Raw genomic sequence first — 18824 nt, forward strand, 5'->3', positions numbered from 1 at the left:
ATGATTTAGCCTTCCGCGCCGTCATCCCATTCGCAGGCGATGATGGTGCCGGTGGCCATCTCGAACCGGTCGGTCTTGACGATATGGCTCTTACCGATGCGGACTTCCTGAGTGCCGATCTCCGTGGTGATGGGGTTGACCACGTTGCACTCGATGGTAAAGGTCAGGTCCAGCAGGTTCTTGTCAGTGGATACCAGCAGCATGTCCCCGCTGGCACTGACGGTGGCATTGGTGGTGTGCGGCTCAGCCTCCACCGCCACTACCTGGCCGTCCAGCATCTCACCGGAAGCCATCAGGGTGGCGTCTCCCGCGTCCACATATTGCTTCACATTCTCATAGACCTCCGGCCGGACACTCTCCACAAGCACCTGATAGGTCACATGGGTGGTCTTGGGGTTGACGGCCACCGTGCCGTTGGGGCCCAGGAACTTGACGCCCAGCACCGCCGCGGCGATGATGATCACCAGGATCACCAGCAGGTCCACGATGTTGATTTTTCCAAAGAGTCTGCCCTTTTCGTCTATCATCTTTTATAGCCTCCGAGGTTGTAAATTGACATAATCATTGGTACAATGGTACTCAGGTATTGTACCATAACTCCCCACGGCCCGACAAGTACTTTCTTCGGAGGTTTCCGTTTTATGAAGGTCATCCACCTGATTTCCGGCGGCGACAGCGGCGGGGCCAAGACCCACGTCCACATGCTGCTTCAGAATTTATCCCGCACCATCGACGTAACCATGGTGTGTTTTATGGAGGGGCCATTTGCCCAGGAGGCCCGGGAACTGGGCATCCACACGGTGGTTCTCCCCGGCCATAACCTGCTGCGCACCTTCCATACCCTGAAAAACATGGTGCTGGAGGGCGGCTATCAGATCATCCACTGCCACGGCGCCCGGGGCAACATGATGGGCGCGCTGCTGCGGAAGGCCACCGGCTTGCCCGTGGTCACCACCGTCCACTCCGACTACCGGCTGGACTATCTGGGCCGGCCCTTCTCCCGCATCACTTACGGCACCATCAACACCATCGCCCTGCGACTGCTGGACTACCGCATCGGTGTGTCCGACGCCATGACCGACCTGCTGATCTCCCGGAAATTCGACCCGGACAAGCTGTTCACCATCTATAACGGCCTGGACTTCACTCCCCGCACCCCCGCCATGACCCGGGAAGAATACTGGAAGAGCGTGGGGCTGCAGGCCGACGAAAACAGCGTTGTGGTGGGCATCGCCGCCCGGCTCAACCCGGTGAAGGACATCGCCACCCTGGTGCGGGGCTTTGCCCTGGCCCATGAGACCTGCCCCAACCTGCGGCTGCTCATTGCCGGCGACGGCGAGCAGATGGATATGCTGAAGGGGCTGGCAAAGGAGCTGGGCGTGGAAAATCAGGTCTGCTTCGCCGGCTGGGTCAGCGATACCGACAGTTTCTACAACGCGCTGGATGTCAACACCCTCACCTCCCTGTCCGAGACCTTCCCCTACTCCCTCACTGAGGGCGCCCGGGCCGGGCTGCCTACGGTAGCCAGTCGGGTGGGCGGCGTGCCCTACCTCATTGAGCACGGGGTCCACGGCTTCCTCTTTGAGGCGGGAGACGCCAAGGCTCTGGCCCATCACCTGACCGCCCTGGCCCAGGACCCGGAGCTGCGCCGCCACATGGGGCAGCGGCTCTACCAGCGGGCACAGCAGGACTACTCCCTGGAGAGCACCCTCCAGCGGCAGCTGTCCATTTACGAGGCCATTCTCCGCCGCCAGGCCCGGAAAACGGGCAAGCGGGACGGCGCCCTGGTGTGCGGCGCTTACGGACGTGGCAACGCCGGTGACGACGCCATTCTGGAGGCTATCGTTACTGAGCTGCGGCAGGTGGACCCCGACCTGCCGGTGTGGGTCCTCTCCCGCAACCCGGAGGATACCCGGCTCACCTATCGGGTCAACTCCATCTACACCTTCGCCTTTCCCAAGTTCCTGTGGCGGATGCGCAAGACCCGCCTGTATATCAACGGCGGCGGGTCCCTGATGCAGGACGTCACCAGCCACCGCTCCCTGTGGTTCTATCTGTTCACCATCTCCTGGGCCAAAAAGCTGGGCAACAAGGTGATGATGTACGGCTGCGGCATCGGGCCCATCACCTCCCCCGCCAACCGGCGCCGGGCCTCCCGGGTGCTTCAGAAGAGCGTGGACGCCATCACCCTGCGGGACACCCACTCCAAGGACGAGCTGGACGATATGGGCGTCACCAAGCCGGAGATCATTCTCTCCGCCGACCCCACCGTCATTCTGCCCCGGGCTCCGGAGCAGGCCATCGACGGCATTCTGGAGAGCCAGGGCATCGACCCCAAGGGCAAGTATATCGGCTTTGCCCTGCGGCCCTGGCCGGGCTTTGAGGAGAAGGCCAAGGTCTTTGCCGCCGCGGCGGACTACGCCTATGAGCAGTATGGCCTGACCCCCATCTTTTTACCCATCGAGCGGCGGCTGGATGTGGCAGCTGCCCGGGCCGCCGCCCAGTATATGAAGGCTCCCCATTATATCCTCAGCGAGACCGGCAGCTCCAGCCACACCATCGGTCTGTTCGCCCGGATGCAGGCGGTGGTCTCTATGCGCCTCCACGCCCTGGTGTTCTCCGCCGGGCAGGGAGTACCCCTGGTGGGTGTGGTATACGATCAGAAGATCAGCTCCTTCCTGTCCTACATCGGCCAGGATCTGTACACCGACCTGAGCCAGGTGACCGCGGAGAGCCTGAAGGGCTATATCGACGCCGCCTGCAAGCGCATCGGAGACACAGAGTTCCTGTCCGGCGGCGTGGAGCGGCTGCGGCAGGTGGAACAGCGCAACAGCGAGACCGCCCGCAAACTGCTGGAGAGGTGAGGCGCCCGTGAATCAGATCCTTTGCCTCTCCCCTTCTCCCTGGCGGAGCATCCCCACCCGCACCCAGCAGCTGATGACCCGGTTGAAGGACGCCAAGCTGCTCTATTTTGAGCCGCCGGGCAAGCACTGGAAGAAGCCGGGCCGGGAAATGCGGCCGGGGCTCACTGTCTACACCCTCCCGCCGGTACTGGAAGCGGAGGAGCGCCACCAGCTCCTCTTCCGCCGCCACTATCGCAAGCTGGCCAGCCACATCCAGCGGCAGATGGACCGCCACCGGTTCCGGGAGCCTCTGATCTGGTGCACCTCTCCGGAGCACGTCCACCTGCTGGAATACCTGCCCCACAAGGGGATCGTATATGACTGCGACCGGGACTGGCCCGACTATCCCCCTGAGTGGGAGAGCGATCTGGCTCTGGCCTCCGACGTGATCTTCGCCGCCTCCCCGGGGCTGGTGGACCACCTCTCTCCCTGCAACGACAACATCGCCCTGCTGCCCAACGGGGTCAATCACCAGATGTTCACCCGGCCGGAGGGGGAATGTCCGCCGGAGCTGGTCCGGATACCCGGGCCGGTGCTGGGCTACTGCGGCGTGGTGTGGGAGGACCTGGAGCTTGGCCCGGTGGCCGAGGCTGCCCAGGCCCTGCCTGACTGCACCTTCGTCTTTCTGGGCCGTGTGGAGGACAGCCTGATGGCACGCCGGCTGGAGCGGTTCCCCAATGTCCTGTTCCTGGGCCGCCGGGCCCCGGTGGAGGTACCCGATTACCTGGCCCGGTTCGATGTGTGCCTCAATCTCCGCCGCCGGTCGGAACGGTATGACGACATCGTCCCCACCCGAATCTACGAATACCTGTCCTCCGGCAAGCCCATCGTGTCCATGTTCTACCCCGAGCAGGTAGAGCATTTCCCCGACGTGGTGTACGGTGCCCACTCCCCTGAGGAGTTCGCCCGGCTGTGCCGCCGTGCCCTCACCGAGACCGGCGACTGGGCCCGGCTCCGCCGCCAGGAGCACGGCGCCGGCGCCGCCTGGTCCGTGCGGGCCGAGCAGGTCCAGCGCATCCTCACCGCCATCGGCCTGTACCATTGACCGTCATATCCCCGCCCCTGGCCCCGTAAGATGGGCCGGGGGTGTTTTTTATGCTGACCGAACTGTTTTCCGACCCGGTGGCCGCCCTGATCTGTGCTCTGGTACTGGCGGTGGCGGTGGTGAACGGCTGGACCGATGCGCCCAACGCCATCGCCACGGCAGTGTGTACCGGAGCGCTCTCCTTCCGCAGGGCGGTGGGGCTGGCCGCGCTGTGCAACCTGCTGGGGCTGGTGTGCGTCACGGCGGTCAATTCCTCGGTGGCGGAGACCTTGTTCACCATCGCCGAATTCGGCACCCATACCCAGGCCGCCCGCTCGGCGCTGTGCGCCGGACTATGCGCTGTGGTGCTGTGGGCCACCGCCGCCTGGCGGTTCGGCATCCCCACCAGCGAGAGCCACGCTCTGGCTGCCGCCGTCACTGGCGCCGCCCTGGCTTTGCCCGGCGGCACGGTGCACGCCGGACCCTGGGGAAAGATCCTGCTGGGCCTTGTGCTGTCGGTGGGGCTGGGCTGGTTCCTGGGACGACTGTGCACCCTCGTGCTGAACATACTCCGCTTCTCCCCCGCCCTCTGCCGCCGGGGACAGGTGGGGGGCGCGGCCGCTATGGCCTTCCTTCACGGTGCCCAGGACGGCCAAAAATGCCTGGGCATCCTGCTGCTGGGCCTGTCCCTGGCAGGGGATGGCCCGACGGGATCCACCTTTTCCGTCCCACTGGAAGCGGCTCTGCTGTGCGCCGCCTTCATGGCGGCGGGCACCGCCCTGGGAGGCCGGAAGATCATCGACACCGTGGGACGGGAGATGGTGTGTCTGGAGCCCCGGCAGGGCCTGGCCGCCGACCTGGGTGGCGGCGCCTGCCTGCTGCTCTGCACCCTGCTGGGCCTGCCGGTGAGCACCACCCACGCAAAAACCGCCGCCATTCTGGGGGCTGGCTCCAGAACCAACCGTCGGGTAGCCGGGCAGATCGCCCTCACCTGGCTGTTCACCTTCCCCGGCTGCGGTCTTTTGGGCTTTTTCCTGGCAAGACTCTTTCTCTTTGGGCCGTGATGTGGTATACTGCCTTCCGTGCGAAATCCCCATTTTGGGACAGGAGGCGACCCTTTCTCATGTATCATACCGCTATTTTCGATCTGGACGGCACCCTGCTGGATACCCTGCAGGATCTGGCCGACAGTACCAATTACGCCCTGGCCCTCCACCAGATGCCCACCCGCACGGTGGAGGAGGTGCGCCGCTTCGTAGGCAACGGCGTTGGTCTGCTCATTCACCGGGCGGTACCTGAGGGCACGGACGAGGCGCTGGAAAATCAGGTACTGGCCGACTTCCGGGCCCACTACCTCATCAATATGGAGCACAAGACTGCCCCCTACCCCGGTGTGCTGGAGCTGCTGGACCGGCTGCGGGCGGCGGGTGTCCGGACGGCAGTGGTGTCCAACAAGTTCGACGGAGCAGTAAAGGGCCTGTGCCAGGCCTACTTCGGTGACCGGGTAGAGGTCGCCATCGGAGAGTCCCAGGGCGTGGCGCGCAAGCCCGCCCCCGACACTGTGTTCCGTGCGCTGGCCGAGCTGGGAGTTTCCCCTGAGGGCGCGGTATATATCGGCGACTCCGACGTGGACATCCAGACCGCCCACAATTCCGGGCTGCCCTGCATCTCGGTCAGCTGGGGCTTCCGGGACGAGGCCTTCCTCACCGAGCATGGAGCCACCACCATCGCGGCCACCCGGGAGGAACTGGCTAAACTGCTGCTGAACAAATGACAGAAAACCGGACCGGCACTTTGCCGGTCCGGTTTTTTCTTGACAATATCGAGGTACGATATTACAATATCCATAGACGATATCGCGTCTCGATATCAGGAGGTGAGGAAGATGGGCCGCAAGACCCTGGAGCTGCTGACAGAGTCTATGTTTTACGTGCTGATGTCCCTGCTGAAGGAGGATCGGTGCGGTACCGAGATGGCCGACTGGGTACAGGCGCGCACCAAAGGCCGGGTCCGCCTGGGCCCCGGCACCTTGTATACCATTTTGGCCAAGTTTCAGGAGGAAGCTCTCATTCAGGAGATCGCGGTGGACGGCCGGCGGCGGACCTACACCCTGACGGAGGAGGGCCGCAGGCGTTATCTGGAAGAGGTGGCCCGGCTGAGGGCCTGCCTGAATGACGCGGAGGAGGAAGCGCCATGAAAGACAGAATACGCAAGTTAATCTATATTGAGCCGTTGGATATGGACCACTTTGAGGGTTGGCTGGAGGAGATGGCCCGGAAGGGATTGCTGTTTGAACGTATGTCCTACTGGGGTGTGGTGTTCCGGCGGGGAAAGCCCGCCGACCTGCGCTACCGGCTGGAGCCCGCCGGGCGGCTGTGGACTCGGGAGAGCAAGGACTACTGCAGGGAGCTGGGCTGGGACTATCTGGGCCAGGCGGGGCAGTATTTTGAGCTGTACGCCAACCCTGACCCGGAGGCCCCGGAGCTCCACAGCGACCCCGTGGTACAGAGCTATGCTCTGGATCTGCTGAGCAAGTGGCTTCGCTGGTACTTAGTTCTGACCCTGCTGCTGGCCGCCGCCCTCTTCATCGTCCTCACCCAGCAGGCGGAAATCTCCATTTTCCCCAACCTGTGTCTGCTGGTCTTTGATCTGGTCGTCCTGGCCCAGGAGATCCGAACCTATGTCTCCTTCTTCCGGCTGCGGCGACAGCTGAGAGAGGGTATGCCACCCCAGCGGGACGGCAGCTGGCGGGTCAGCATGCGCTGGCGGAAGCTCCCCATCCTTGTGGGGCTGGTGGTGCTGCTCCTGGAGTTCGGGCTCCTGGCGGCACTGTTGCTGCCCTGATTTCAAACCCATGGGAGGAAATACCATGAAGGATACGGTACGGAAATTCATGCCTCTGGACCCCATCGACATGGAGCACTTCGAGGGTTGGCTGGAGGCTATGGCCCAAAAGGGCCTGTTTTTTGAGCGCACCTGGGCCTTGGGCATCGTCTTCCGCCGGGGGAAGCCCGCTCCCGTCCGCTACCGGCTGGACCCTGCAGGAAATCTATGGGGGCAGGAAAACCGGGACTACTGCAGGGCCCTGGGCTGGGAGTACGGGGGCAATGTGGGAAAATATTTTGACCTGTATGTCAACCGGGACCCGGAGGCCCCGGAGCTCCACACCGACCCGGTGGTGCAGAGCTACGCCCTGGAGCAGGTGACCAAGCGGGCCAAGCGGACCTGCATCCTGCTGACCATTTTCTCCCTGGCCATGCTGGTCCTCATCTTCCTGCCCTTTTTCCTGCTGTCCGCCCCTATCCTCTATCAGCTGGTGGAAAACCCCGTGGGAGGCAACCTGCTTTACCTGGTTCTGGAGATTCTGTCCACAAGCGTGACCATCCGGGCCTATCTGTCCTTCTTCCGGCTGCGCAGGCGGCTGCGGGAGGGCGAGCCGCCCCGGCGGGACGGAAGCTGGAAAAGCGTTGCCCGCCGGCAGCGGGCGGTGAGCTGGATTGTCTTGGCGCTATGCATCCTCTACCTGGGCTCTCTGTTTGTCACCTCCTCCCGGGGCTGGGAGGGGCAGCTGGAGGGGCTGGACAAGCCCGTCCCCACCCTGTCCCTGGCGGAGCTGGAGGGCAATCCAAGTCTGGAGCCCCTGGTGGACGGCCGCTGGGTGGACGGCCAGGATCGCAACAATTATGTTTACTTCAACTGCACCCCGGTGGCGCCGGAGCAGTATGAGATCACCCAATGGCTCACCGACGGCGGAGACTATGAGCCTCACCTCGTCACCCGCTGGTACCGGCTATTCCTCCCCTTCCTGGCCACTCCCCTGCTGGATGAACTGGTTTATCAGTACACCCAGCACTACTGCTTCCCCGAGGAGTACGACGTGGAGGAGGTCAGCCTCCCCGGCTTCGACCGGGCGGTACTAGCCACCAACACCGAATATCCCGGCCAGCGTCTCTTTCTGCAAAAGGGCAATGTGGTGGTCTACCTGTCCTACTCCGGCAATCAGGATCTGACCAGCCGCCCGGAGCTGCTGGAAGAATTGACCGCCTTCCAGAATTAGAACATATGTTTGACTCCCAGATAAAAGCGTGATATCCTAAAGACAAAGGGGGCGATGGAATGGAGCGAGTCATCCTCCACTGCGATCTAAACAGCTTTTATGCCTCGGTGGAGCTGCTGGACTATCCGGAACTACGGGATAAGCCGGTGGCCGTGTGCGGCGACCCGGAGAGCCGTCACGGCATCATTCTGGCCAAGAACGAGCCCGCCAAGGCTTTCAAGGTCCAGACCGCCGAGACCATCTGGCAGGCCAAGCGGAAGTGCCCCGACCTGATCCTCCTCCCCGCCCACCACAGCAAGTACCGGGAATACTCCAAAAAGGTCAACGCCGTCTACGAGCGGTACACCGACCTGGTGGAGCCCTTCTCCATCGACGAGAGCTGGCTGGACGTGACGGGCACCCTCCACCTGTTCCACACCGACGGCAAGGGGCTGGCCGACCAGATCCGCCGGGCGGTGCGGGAGGAACTGGGGCTCACCGTATCGGTTGGGGTATCCTTCAACAAGGTCTTTGCCAAAATGGGCAGCGACTACAAAAAGCCGGACGCCACCACCGTCATCACCCGGGACAATTTTCAGCAGCTGCTGTGGCCCTTGCCGGTGACCGACCTGCTGTTCGTGGGCCGGGCGGCGGCCCGGGTGCTGGCGGGCTACGGCGTGCGCACCATCGGGGATCTGGCCCGGTTTGACCGGGAGGCCCTGGGAGAGATTCTGGGCAAGGGCGGATACACCCTCCACGACTACGCCACCGGAGCGGAGCACAGTCCGGTAATTCCCGCCAGGGATATGCCGGGGCCCAAGTCGGTGGGCAACGGCCTCACCTTCCCCCGGAATCTGGTGGGATGGGCAGAACTGCGTACCGCTCTTTCCGAGCTGGCCGACGAGGTGGCCGCCCGGCTGCGCAAGCATGCGCTCAAGTGTACCACGGTCCAGGTCACCATCCGGGACCCCAATTTCAAGGATATTTGCCGCCAGACGCGACTGACCGCCCCCACCTACGTCTCGAGAGACCTGGTGGAGGCGGCCATGGCGCTGGTACAGGCGGCGTGGAACGAGAAAGCCCCGTTACGGGCTCTCACCATCACCGCGCAAAATCTGGTGGAGGAGGGAGACGCTGGGGAACAGATCAATCTGTTTGCCGCAGACGCGGCACCCCGGCGGGACAAGCTGGAAAAGCTGGAAAAGGCCATGGACGGCATCCGGGACAAGTACGGCCGGGAGGCCATCTCCTCCGCCTCCAACCTCCGGCGGGGCGACCGGCGGCCCATCCCGCCGGGACCGCCGGAGGAGGTCAAGCCGTCGGGGCGTACACCGGGTCCGTCAAAGTGATGCGCTGGCCGTCGTAGGCCAGGGTACAGGTGAGCGTACCCACATAATTGCCCAGGGGCGGCCCGTTGACCGGGTCACAGATCCCGATATCCACGGTAAAGAGATCGGGGAAATAGCAGATATATCCGCAGGAGAGCCCATCCAGCCCCAGCTCCTTGAGCGCGGCCTCTACCCATGCCATTTCCTCCTCGCCCAGGGTGAAGGTGGCCGCCAGGATATAGCCACCGTCCTCACCCGGTTCCAGCACATGGAGTGCTTCGAGGCTTGCCCCCGTGCCGTGTCCGTCATACCGGGTAATGGCCAGCTCGTCCGTTCCGTCCCCGTCCAGGTCGGCCCAGGCTGGGGTTGCCCAGGCATGCTGACCGGACAGGAGCATACCTGCGTCAAACCAAGAGGTCACGCCATCTACCCACACCCCCATCTGGCTGGTCTCCAGCTCCGGGTCGTTGCGCACATAGATGGACACGCCGGTAGTGTCCTCCCCCTGGGCGGGATCCGGCCACAGACGCACGGTGATCTCCTCCCCGGCAGCAGGCTGACCGGGCAATTCCCTCTCCGGCACCGCCCAGAAGGCACTACCCCACTGGGTTTTCATGCCGTCGGGCCAGATGTACTCCACTGTCACGCCCAGCAGCAGGTCCTCGCCGTTCCACCAGCCCTTGTCCTCCAGATTCAGGGCGAATCCAAAGGCGGAGCGCACATGCTCCACCTCATTGCCGCCGCTGCTGCCGCCCACAACGGCCTGATCCAGCACCGCGCCGGTACTGTCCAGCAGATAGAGGGTAATCTCAGTGGACTGGAAGGGTTCAGAGAGGTCATTGATGGTAAGAACCGCGTCCATGGGCAGGGTGCGCAGATTCCCTTGGACGATAATAGCGCCAAACTCCGATGCACCGCTCTCATAAACCGGAAGAATGGTGCCGTCAGAGATCATCAGGGGCTCCTCCAGCACCTGATCCTCTCGGACGGAGGGCACCAGGAGCCGGAATGCATAGGTGGCCGAGCGGGTATGGAAACCCTCTTTCCAGGTGTAGGTAAAGATCACTCCCCGTTCCTCCGTGCCGGTTCCGGCGGAATCCTCCCGGGGACTGAGGCCGATCGTATATGTTATAGGGCCGCTGAGCCCCTCCACCCACTGACCATCCTGGAGCAGATAGTCGGTATAGACGCCTTTCTCAGGGCGAGGCTGGTCTCCAAAGCTCATATCTACTCCGTGGGACCAGATGTAGTCGTCGGTGAACAGCGGAGCGTCCGCCAGCAGCTCCGCCGGGTCGGGAGGATTTTCCCCGTCCCAGTCGGCGGCGGTCAGTGTTGCCTCACGACTGTCGATAGACAGCGTGATGGCAGGCGGGGATTGGGGCAGGTCCTCCCCAGCCGCAGAATCTGCCGCCAGCCACAGGCCCACGCCGACCGCGGCAATGACCAGCACCGCCGCCACGATAATGGCAGGCTTACGGTAGTTCAGAGCCCCTTTTACCCGGCGGGACACGTCGTGCTCACCAAAGGCGGCAGGCAGGCGGCTGGTCTCCGGCGCGGCCAGGGCCAGCAGGGCCCGGGCGTAGCCGGTGCGCTCCCCCTCGGACAGCTCACTCAGCACCCCCTCGTCACAGGAGGCCTCCAGGTCCCGGCAGAACAGCCGCCAGGCCAGCCAAAGCACCGGGTTGAACCAGTGGATCGCCGCCGCCAGGAAAAACAGGGGCTTCCAGAGGAAATCCCCCCGGCGCAGGTGGAGCCGCTCATGGGCCAGTACATAGCTCCGGTTGGGCTCCGCCAGGTCTTTGGGCAGATAGATTTTCGGCGGGAAGAAACCCAGTACGAAGGGCGGGCCAGGCTGGTCGCTCTCAAACACGCCGGGGGCTGTCTGTACCGCTGTCTCCATCCGCTTCTTCAGTTTCCGGTCGGTATACAGCCACCAGCCCCACAGGAAGGCCACCCCCGCCAGCCACAGAAGGGCTAGAGGCAGCATGGGGGAAAGCCGAGGCTCCGGGACCTCTGAGGGCTCCAGGGTGGTGATCTCCACCACCGAATCCTCCGGCAGAGGCTCCGCCGGGGAGATGGCCGGGACCCCCACTGTGCCCGGCTGCTGGACCGGCTCCCGGGTCGTCTGCACCTCAGCCGCCGGCGGCAGCGCCTCCTCCACCAGGGCGGCGGCGCTCCAGGGGCTGGTGAAGCTGACGGGACACACCATGCGGAAGAGCACCACGCCCCACAGCAGCAAGCGCACGAAGGCGGGGGCTTTCAGCCGCACCAGCACCCACCGCAGGACGATGACCACCAGGACGGTAAGTGCGGCAGTGAGGCTCATATCCCCCACCGTCATCAGCAATTCAACCATGGCGCTCCTCGCTTTCGTCAATGAGCCGCCGCAAGGTCTCCGCCTCCTGATGGGACAGCTTTTTGCCGCTGAGGAAGGCGGCCACGAAGTTGGGCAGGGAGCCTCCGAAGGACTTCTCCACCGCTGCCTCGCTCTCCTGACGGAGGACCTGCTCCCGCTCCACCAGAGCGGTAACGGTGGCATTCTCATTTTTCAGGACGCCCCGCTCCCCCAGCTTGCGCACCAGGTTGAAAGTGGTGGACTTCTTCCACCCCAGCTTCTCCTGGCATAGCCGGGACAGGGCGGTGGAGTTGATGGGCTGGTGCTCCCACACCAGATCCATCAGCCGGTATTCCGCGTCAAACAGTCTGAAATCTTCCATATACGTCCCGCCTTCCGATTGGTTTGTCCGGAGAAACCTCCTATGTGAGGCTAGTTTATCAGAACAAACCTCTCCTGTCAAGGCAGAAAAACGGCGCACAGCAAATGCTGTGCGCCGTTTTAGCGTTTGACTGGATTACTGCTCGCCCATCAGCAGATACATGACGGCCTTCTGGGCGTGGAGGCGGTTCTCCGCCTCGTCAAAGATCTCACCGGCATGGGCCTCGAACACGTCGGCGGTGATCTCCTCGCCCCGGTGGGCGGGCAGGCAATGCTGCACCATGCAGCCGTCGTTGGTGAGAGCCATCAGCTCGCTGTTGATCTGATAAATGCCCTCGAACACGGCCCGGCGCTTCTGAGCCTCGCCCTCCTGGCCCATGGAAGCCCACACGTCGGTGAACATGGCGTCGGCGCCCACGGCGGCCTCCTTGGGGTCGCGGCAGAGAGTGAACTTGTCGCCGTAGCTCTTGGCAAACTCCAGCACCTTGGGATCGGGATCATAGCCCTCGGGGCAGGCCACGGACACGGACATGCCCACCTTCAGGCCGCCCACGATGAGGGAGTTGGTCATGTTGTTGCCGTCGCCGATGTAGCACATCTTCAGGCCCTCCAGGCGGGACTTGTGCTCCCGGATGGTCATCAGGTCGGCCAGCACCTGGCAGGGGTGGCAGAAGTCGGTGAGGCCGTTGATAACGGGGATGGAGGCGTACTTGGCCAGGGTCTCCACCTCGTCCTGACCGAAGGTGCGGATCATGATGCCGTCGCAGTAGCGGCTGAGCACCCGGGCGGTGTCCTCGATGGGCTCACCGCGGCCGATCTGGCTCTCCTTACCGGAGAGGAACAGAGCGTGGCCGCCCAGCTGGAACATGCCGGTCTCGAAGGAGACGCGGGTACGGGTGGAGTTCTTCTCAAAAATCATAGCCAGGGTCTTGCCCTCCAGATAGTGGTGGGTCAGGCCGTGCTTCTGATTATATTTCATCTGGTCAGCGGTATCCAGAATCTTCACGATATCAGCGGTGGTCAGGTCCAACAGCTTCAGCAGGTCTTTTTTCATTTCATTCACCTCATATCAGATTAAGCTAAAATTTCTTCCATGATCGCCAGGCCCTTGTCGATCTCGGCCATGGTGATGGTCAGCGGAGGCAGCAGCCGCAGTGCAGAGCCCGCGGTCAGTATCAGCAGCCCGTGCTGGATCAGTCGGGAGGCCAGCACCTTGTTGCTCTCCTCCCCCCGTACCTCTACGCCGATCATCAGGCCCAGGCCCCGGGTCTCCCCCAGGCTGGTCAGGCCCATACGCTCGATCCGGGCCCGGATGTACTTGCCCTTTTCCGTCACAGCGGCCAGGGCGTCCTCGTCCAGGGTATCCAGCACCACCTGGGCGGCGGCGGCACAGATGGGGTTGCCGCCGAAGGTGGTGGCGTGGGTACCGGGGCCCATCACGTTCCGGCACCGCTCATTCACCAAAAAGCCGCCCATAGGCAGGCCGCCGGCGATGCCCTTGGCGAAGGAGACGCCGTCGGGAATGATGCCATACTGCTGGAATGCAAACAGGGTGCCGGTACGGCCCACGCCGGTCTGTACCTCGTCCACCAGCAGCAGCCAGTCCCGCTCGGCACACAGCACCGCCAGGTCGTGGACGTACTCCGGGTCCATGGGATAGACGCCGCCTTCACCCTGGACCAGCTCCAGCATGACGGCGCACACATCGTGGCCCGCCACCTCCTGGACGGCGTCTATACTGCCCGCCTCGGCGTACCGGAAGCCGTCGGTGAAGGGGAAGAAATAGTTATGGAACACCTCCTGACCGGTGGCGGTCAGGGTGGTGATGGTCCGGCCGTGGAAGGAGTTCTTCAGGGTGATAATGGTGCCTCTCCCCTTGCCGTACTTGTCAAAGGAATACTTGCGGGCCATCTTGATGACGCCCTCATTGGCCTCGGCACCGGAATTGCCGAAGAAGGCCGCCGCCATGCCGGTGCGCTGACACAAAGTCTCAGCCAGCTTGGCATAAGGCTGGGAGTAGAACAGGTTGGAGATGTGGCCCAGCTTCTTCGCCTGCTCGGTAATGGCCTCCACCCACTTCTCGTTGCCGTAGCCGATGGAGTTCACCCCGATGCCGGAGGTGAAGTCGATATACTCCTTCCCTGCCAAATCGTACAGGGTGGCGCCCTTGCCGTGGTCGATGTCCACGTCGAAGCGGCCGTAGGTCTGCATGGTATACTGGTGGTCCAGAGCTACCAGTTCTTCATGGTTCACGTACCGTCCCTCCTTACAGCAGCATGGTACCGATGCCCTCGTCGCTGAGCAGCTCGATGAGGATGGAGTGCTGGATGCGGCCGTCCAGGATGACCGCATTCTGTACGCCGGAGCGCACCGCCTCCACGCAGCAGTCCACCTTGGGGATCATGCCGCCCTTGATGACTCCGTCCTTCACCAGACCGGGCACCTGGGACAGGCGTACCACCGGCAGCAGGGTATTCTCGTTCTTGGGGTCCATCATCAGCCCCCGCACGTCGGTGAGCAGGATCAGCTTTTCCGCCTTCAGGGCCATAGACAGCCTGGCGGCGGCGGTGTCGGCGTTGATGTTGTACGCCATCTCTCCGTCCACTCCCTGGGCTACGGTGGACACCACCGGGATATAGCCGTTTTCCAGGCAGTCCTCCACCGACTTGGGGTCCACGGCGATGATCTCACCCACCAGGCCGTACTTTTCGTCCAGCTTTTTGGCCTGGAACAGGCCGGCGTCCATGCCGCACAGGCCCACGGCTTTGCCGCCCAGATTGTTCAGGGTGGCAACCAGGTTCTTGTTCACCTTGCCGCACAGTACCTGCTGGACGATATCCATGGTCTCCTGGTCGGTGTAGCGCAGGCCGTCCACGAATTTGGACTCCTTACCGATCTTGTTCAGCATTTCGGTGATCTCCGGCCCGCCGCCGTGGACCACCACCACCCGGATCCCCACCAGATGGAGCAGGATGATGTCGGAAATGACCGCCTGACGCAGGGCGTCGGAGATCATGGCGTTGCCGCCGTATTTGACCACTACGGTCTTGCCGTTATACTTCTGAATGTAGGGCAGGGCTTCGGCCAGCACCTTGGCCCGCTGCTCCACGGGAGAATCTGACATGGTTTTCGCCTCCGTTCTCACCGCACCCGCTCAGGTGCGGTAGTCGCCGTTGATCTTGACATAGTCGTAAGTCAGGTCGCAGCCCCAGCAGGTGGCCTCATGCTCGCCCTCGTGGAGATCCACCTGGATGATGACCTCGTCCTGGGACAGGATGCTCTTGGCGGACTCCTCGTCAAAGTCCACGCCGGAGCCCTGGTGACACACTAGGATCTCACCCACCGCCGACGCGAATTTCACGTCCACATACTCGGGACGGAAGGGGGCCTTGGAGTAGCCCATGGCGCACAGCACCCGACCCCAGTTGGCGTCGGAGCCGAACATGGCGGCCTTCACCAGAGAGGAGCCTACCACCGCCTTGGCCAGGCGCTCGGCGGTCTCCTCGCTGCGGGCATCCTTCACAGTGCAGGTAATGAGCTTGCTGGCGCCCTCGCCGTCGGCGGCGATGCTGCGGGCCAGCTGCTCAAACACGTAATAGAGAGTCTTATAAAAGACGGTATAGTTATCGTCCTTCCACTCAATGAGCTCGTTGCCCGCCATGGAGTTGGCCAGCACCACGCACATGTCGTTGGTGGAGGTGTCGCCGTCGATGGTCACCCGGTTGAAGGTACGGGGCACGATCTCATGGAGGGCGTCGGTGAGCATCTCATGGGTGATGGCGCAGTCGGTGGTGACAAAGCACAGCATGGTGCCCATATTGGGGTGGATCATGCCGGAGCCCTTGGCAATGGCGCCGATGGTCACGGTCTTGCCGCCGATGGAGCAGGTCACCGACAGCTCCTTCTTCACGGTATCGGTAGTCATAATGGCGTTGGCCGCGTCGTCGGAGCCGTTTTTGGACAGGGCGGCGGCTGCCGCGGGCATACCCTTGGCGATGGCGTCGATGTTCAGCTCCTGACCGATGACGCCGGTGGAGGCCACCACAAAGTCGGAGGCCTTCAGGCCGGTGGCCTGAGCCGCCAGGACGCACATCTCCTCGGCATGCTCATGGCTGTTGGGGGCGCAGGCGTTGGCGTTGCCGGAGTTGGCTACGATGGCCTGGGCCTCGCTGTTCTCCAGATGGTCCATGGTGACATACAGAGGGGCAGCCTTCACCCGGTTCATGGTGTACACCGCCGCCGCCACACAGGGCTGCTCGGACACGATGAGGGCCAGGTCCTTCTTATCCTCCAGCACCTCGGGCATTTTGCTCATGGGGGGCTGATTGCCGTCCCCCTTGCCTTTCTTCACGCCGCAGTGGACGCCGGAGGCGGTAAAACCTTTGGGGGCGGTCACGCCGCCGGGGATCTGTTTCATATCGCACACTCCTTTTCCTTACAGCGCCAGGCCGGCGGTCATTTCAAAGCCCAGCATCAGGTTCATGTTCTGCACCGCCGCGCCGGAGGCGCCTTTGCCCAGGTTGTCGAACCGGGCGGTGACGATGCTCTGGCCCTCATGGCCGCTGACGGTGAGCTCCAGCTTGTCGGTGCCCGCCAGGGCATTGGCCGCCAGATAAGCGGGCTCCTCCGTATAGGGCGCCACCGACACCAGGGGCTGCCCGGCGTAGTAGGCCATCAGGATCAGGCTCAGCTCCCGGGCCGTGGGCTGGCCCACCAGGTAGCGGTTATGGAGATAGATGGTGGTGGCCATACCCTTGTAGTAGTCGTCCACCACCGGAGTGAACACCGGCGGGTTATCCAGGCCGGAGATCTTCTGCATTTCGGGCAGATGCTTGTGCTTCAGGGTGGTTCCGTACACTCTCGGGCTGTAAAGCTCTTCCGCCTTATCCCCGCTCTCATACTGGGCGATCATCTTCTTGCCGCCTCCGGAGTAGCCGGTGAGGGAGCAGCAGGTCAGAGGGTAGTCCTTGGGCAGGATACGCATGGACACCAGAGGGGCCACTGAGGAGAGGAATCCGGTGGCGTGGCAGCCGGGATTGGCTACAAACCGTGCTTTCCCAATGGTTTCCTCCGGTTTCTTATACAGCTCCGGGAAGCCGTATACCCAGCCAGGAGCGGTGCGGTGGGCGGTGGATGCGTCGATCACCCGGGTATGGGAATTCTCGATGAGGCTTACCGCCTCCACTGCCGCGGCGTCGGGCAGACAGAGGAACACCAGGTCGGCGGCGTTGATCAGCTTTCTTCTCTCTGTCAAGTCTTTCCGCTTGTCAGTGTCTATGGTCAGCAATTCGATATCGTCCCGGCCGGAGAGCCGGTCATGGATCTGGAGACCGGTGGTTCCCTCCTGACCGTCGATAAATACCTTGGGCTTGCTCATTGCTCACGGGCCTCCACAAAGGCCTGGATGTTGGCGATCTGCTGCTCCACCGCCTCCTTGGCGGGGCCGCCGTAAACCTTACGGCCGTTGACGCAGGTCTTCAGCTCCAGGGCCTGGTACACGTCGGCGTCAAACAGGTTGGAGATGGAACGGAAGTCCTTCAGAGGCAGGGTATCCAGGGTCTCCCCTGTCTTGATGCACATGTTCACCAGCCGGCCCACGATCATATAGGCCTCCCGGAAGGGCATGCCCTTCTTGGTCAGGTAGTCGGCGCAGTCGGTGGCGTTGATGAAGCCGCCGGAGGCCGCCTTTCTCATGTTGTTGGGCAGGACGGTGAGGGTGTCCAGCATGGCGGAGAACACAGGCAGGCACATCTCCACGGTGTCGATGGCGTCAAAGACGCACTCCTTATCCTCCTGCATATCCTTGTTGTAGGCCAGGGGCAGGGCTTTCATTACGGTAAGTAGGGTCACGAGGGAGCCGTACACCCGGCCGGTCTTGCCCCGGACCAGCTCGGCCACGTCGGGGTTCTTCTTCTGGGGCATGATGGAGGAGCCGGTGGAGTAGGCGTCGTCCAGCTCCACATACTTGAATTCCCAGGAGCACCAGAGGATGATCTCCTCGGAGAACCGGGACAGGTGCATCATCAGGATGGAGCAGGCGGACAGAAACTCAATGGCGAAGTCCCGGTCGGACACGGAATCCATAGAGTTGTCGGTGGGCTTCTTGAAGCCCAGGGCGGCGGCGGTCTGGAACCGGTCCACCGGATAGGTAGAGGTGGCCAGGGCACCGGCACCCAGAGGGCACTCGTCCATACGCTCCAGGCAGTCCTCCAGCCGGGTCACATCCCGGCGGAGCATGTTGGCGTAAGCCATCATGTAGTGGGCGAAGGTGGTGGGCTGAGCCCGCTGCATGTGGGTATAGCCCGGCATGACGGTCTCCAGATTGGCCTTGGCCTTCTTAATGAGGACCTTTTCCAGGTCCAGTACCATGTTGATGATCTTGGGGATCTCCTGCTTCACATAGAGCCGGAAATCCACTGCCACCTGGTCGTTCCGGCTGCGGGCGGTGTGGAGCCGCTTGCCCGTGTCGCCGATGCGCTGGGTCAGCATGGTCTCGATGTTCATGTGGATGTCCTCGTTCTCCATGGAGAACTCCACCTGTCCGGCCTCGATATCAGCCAGGATCACCTTCAGACCCTCGATGATCTTCTCCGCCTCATGCTCCTCAATGATACCCTGCTTGCCCAGCATGGCGGCATGGGCCATGGAACCGGTGATGTCCTCTTTATACATCCGGGCGTCAAAGGTGATGGAGGAGTTAAAATCGTTCACCAGGGTATCGGTCTCTTTCTGGAACCGTCCGGCCCAAAGTTTCATAATCAATCGCTCCCTATTTGGATTGCGGGCGACCGCAGGTCGTCCCTACGGTGATGGTAGG

General features: G+C 62.8%; 17 protein-coding genes. 8 read left to right on the forward strand and 9 right to left on the reverse strand.

Features of this window, described 5'->3' with window-relative positions; all coding sequences use genetic code 11:
* Positions 1–5: 5 nt before the first annotated feature.
* On the reverse strand, positions 6–527 hold the full coding sequence (locus ACTNB1_RS06730) for a DUF4330 domain-containing protein (RefSeq protein WP_441168489.1): 522 nt from the start codon (positions 525–527) through the stop codon (positions 6–8).
* Positions 528–641: 114 nt separating this feature from the next.
* On the opposite strand from ACTNB1_RS06730, the gene csaB reads away from it, so the two are divergent.
* From csaB to dinB, 8 genes are all read left to right on the forward strand, one after another.
* Positions 642–2864 (forward strand): polysaccharide pyruvyl transferase CsaB, encoded by a 2223-nt coding sequence (gene csaB, locus ACTNB1_RS06735; RefSeq protein WP_441168490.1) that lies wholly within the window; start codon positions 642–644, stop codon positions 2862–2864.
* Positions 2865–2871: 7 nt separating this feature from the next.
* Complete coding sequence (locus ACTNB1_RS06740; RefSeq protein WP_441168491.1) at positions 2872–3948, forward strand: glycosyltransferase family protein; 1077 nt, start codon at positions 2872–2874, stop codon at positions 3946–3948.
* Between the two features lie 50 nt (positions 3949–3998).
* Entirely contained in the window at positions 3999–4991 is a 993-nt protein-coding gene (locus ACTNB1_RS06745) for an anion permease (protein ID WP_441168492.1), read from the forward strand.
* Positions 4992–5050: 59 nt separating this feature from the next.
* Positions 5051–5701: an HAD family hydrolase gene (locus ACTNB1_RS06750; RefSeq protein ID WP_441168493.1), complete on the forward strand. Its 651-nt coding sequence runs from the start codon at positions 5051–5053 to the stop codon at positions 5699–5701.
* 111 nt (positions 5702–5812) lie between these two features.
* The gene (locus ACTNB1_RS06755) at positions 5813–6124 is read left to right on the forward strand and encodes a PadR family transcriptional regulator (protein WP_441168494.1); all 312 of its coding nucleotides are present in this window, start codon (positions 5813–5815) and stop codon (positions 6122–6124) included.
* A complete protein-coding gene (locus ACTNB1_RS06760) occupies positions 6121–6771 on the forward strand; it encodes a DUF2812 domain-containing protein (protein ID WP_441168495.1) in 651 nt (216 codons plus the stop codon). The genes ACTNB1_RS06755 and ACTNB1_RS06760 overlap by 4 nt, the downstream gene beginning before the upstream one ends.
* 25 nt (positions 6772–6796) lie before the next feature.
* Positions 6797–7984 carry a DUF2812 domain-containing protein gene (locus tag ACTNB1_RS06765; protein WP_441168496.1) on the forward strand — a complete coding sequence of 396 codons (1188 nt, stop codon included), beginning with the start codon at positions 6797–6799 and terminating at the stop codon, positions 7982–7984.
* A gap of 59 nt (positions 7985–8043) precedes the next feature.
* Positions 8044–9312 carry a DNA polymerase IV gene (gene dinB, locus ACTNB1_RS06770; protein WP_441168497.1) on the forward strand — a complete coding sequence of 423 codons (1269 nt, stop codon included), beginning with the start codon at positions 8044–8046 and terminating at the stop codon, positions 9310–9312.
* Here dinB and ACTNB1_RS06775 read toward each other — a convergent pair.
* From ACTNB1_RS06775 to argH, 8 genes are all read right to left on the reverse strand, one after another.
* Positions 9275–11647, reverse strand: a complete 2373-nt coding sequence (locus tag ACTNB1_RS06775; RefSeq protein WP_441168498.1) for a M56 family metallopeptidase — start codon at positions 11645–11647, stop codon at positions 9275–9277. The genes dinB and ACTNB1_RS06775 overlap by 38 nt on opposite strands.
* Positions 11640–12008, reverse strand: coding sequence for a BlaI/MecI/CopY family transcriptional regulator (locus ACTNB1_RS06780; protein ID WP_441168499.1), 369 nt, complete (start codon positions 12006–12008; stop codon positions 11640–11642). Before ACTNB1_RS06780 ends, ACTNB1_RS06775 begins: the two co-directional genes overlap by 8 nt.
* A 135-nt stretch (positions 12009–12143) precedes the next feature.
* On the reverse strand, positions 12144–13061 hold the full coding sequence (argF, locus tag ACTNB1_RS06785; RefSeq protein ID WP_441168500.1) for an ornithine carbamoyltransferase: 918 nt from the start codon (positions 13059–13061) through the stop codon (positions 12144–12146).
* Positions 13062–13081: 20 nt separating this feature from the next.
* A complete protein-coding gene (locus tag ACTNB1_RS06790) occupies positions 13082–14260 on the reverse strand; it encodes an aspartate aminotransferase family protein (RefSeq protein WP_441168501.1) in 1179 nt (392 codons plus the stop codon).
* A gap of 13 nt (positions 14261–14273) precedes the next feature.
* Positions 14274–15131, reverse strand: coding sequence for an acetylglutamate kinase (gene argB, locus ACTNB1_RS06795; RefSeq protein ID WP_441168502.1), 858 nt, complete (start codon positions 15129–15131; stop codon positions 14274–14276).
* A gap of 30 nt (positions 15132–15161) precedes the next feature.
* On the reverse strand, positions 15162–16424 hold the full coding sequence (argJ, locus tag ACTNB1_RS06800; RefSeq protein ID WP_441168503.1) for a bifunctional glutamate N-acetyltransferase/amino-acid acetyltransferase ArgJ: 1263 nt from the start codon (positions 16422–16424) through the stop codon (positions 15162–15164).
* An 18-nt stretch (positions 16425–16442) separates the two neighbouring features.
* On the reverse strand, positions 16443–17384 hold the full coding sequence (gene argC / locus ACTNB1_RS06805) for an N-acetyl-gamma-glutamyl-phosphate reductase (protein WP_441168504.1): 942 nt from the start codon (positions 17382–17384) through the stop codon (positions 16443–16445).
* Complete coding sequence (argH, locus tag ACTNB1_RS06810) at positions 17381–18763, reverse strand: argininosuccinate lyase (RefSeq protein WP_441168505.1); 1383 nt, start codon at positions 18761–18763, stop codon at positions 17381–17383. Before argH ends, argC begins: the two co-directional genes overlap by 4 nt.
* Positions 18764–18824 lie beyond the last annotated feature (61 nt).

Origin of the sequence: Flavonifractor sp. HCP28S3_F3 (genome assembly GCF_052065355.1) — a bacterium.
Lineage (GTDB): Bacteria > Bacillota > Clostridia > Oscillospirales > Oscillospiraceae > Flavonifractor.

What these genes read in the sequence shown, in the direction of transcription:
- ACTNB1_RS06730 (WP_441168489.1), bottom strand. Translation starts at nt 527, where the DNA reads ATGATAGACGAAAAGGGCAGACTCTTTGGAAAAATCAACATCGTGGAC.
- argH (WP_441168505.1), bottom strand. Translation starts at nt 18,763, where the DNA reads ATGAAACTTTGGGCCGGACGGTTCCAGAAAGAGACCGATACCCTGGTG.
- ACTNB1_RS06755 (WP_441168494.1), top strand. Translation starts at nt 5,813, where the DNA reads ATGGGCCGCAAGACCCTGGAGCTGCTGACAGAGTCTATGTTTTACGTG.
- ACTNB1_RS06745 (WP_441168492.1), top strand. Translation starts at nt 3,999, where the DNA reads ATGCTGACCGAACTGTTTTCCGACCCGGTGGCCGCCCTGATCTGTGCT.
- ACTNB1_RS06750 (WP_441168493.1), top strand. Translation starts at nt 5,051, where the DNA reads ATGTATCATACCGCTATTTTCGATCTGGACGGCACCCTGCTGGATACC.
- argF (WP_441168500.1), bottom strand. Translation starts at nt 13,061, where the DNA reads ATGAAAAAAGACCTGCTGAAGCTGTTGGACCTGACCACCGCTGATATC.
- argC (WP_441168504.1), bottom strand. Translation starts at nt 17,384, where the DNA reads ATGAGCAAGCCCAAGGTATTTATCGACGGTCAGGAGGGAACCACCGGT.
- csaB (WP_441168490.1), top strand. Translation starts at nt 642, where the DNA reads ATGAAGGTCATCCACCTGATTTCCGGCGGCGACAGCGGCGGGGCCAAG.
- argJ (WP_441168503.1), bottom strand. Translation starts at nt 16,424, where the DNA reads ATGAAACAGATCCCCGGCGGCGTGACCGCCCCCAAAGGTTTTACCGCC.
- ACTNB1_RS06765 (WP_441168496.1), top strand. Translation starts at nt 6,797, where the DNA reads ATGAAGGATACGGTACGGAAATTCATGCCTCTGGACCCCATCGACATG.
- ACTNB1_RS06760 (WP_441168495.1), top strand. Translation starts at nt 6,121, where the DNA reads ATGAAAGACAGAATACGCAAGTTAATCTATATTGAGCCGTTGGATATG.
- dinB (WP_441168497.1), top strand. Translation starts at nt 8,044, where the DNA reads ATGGAGCGAGTCATCCTCCACTGCGATCTAAACAGCTTTTATGCCTCG.
- ACTNB1_RS06780 (WP_441168499.1), bottom strand. Translation starts at nt 12,008, where the DNA reads ATGGAAGATTTCAGACTGTTTGACGCGGAATACCGGCTGATGGATCTG.
- ACTNB1_RS06775 (WP_441168498.1), bottom strand. Translation starts at nt 11,647, where the DNA reads ATGGTTGAATTGCTGATGACGGTGGGGGATATGAGCCTCACTGCCGCA.
- argB (WP_441168502.1), bottom strand. Translation starts at nt 15,131, where the DNA reads ATGTCAGATTCTCCCGTGGAGCAGCGGGCCAAGGTGCTGGCCGAAGCC.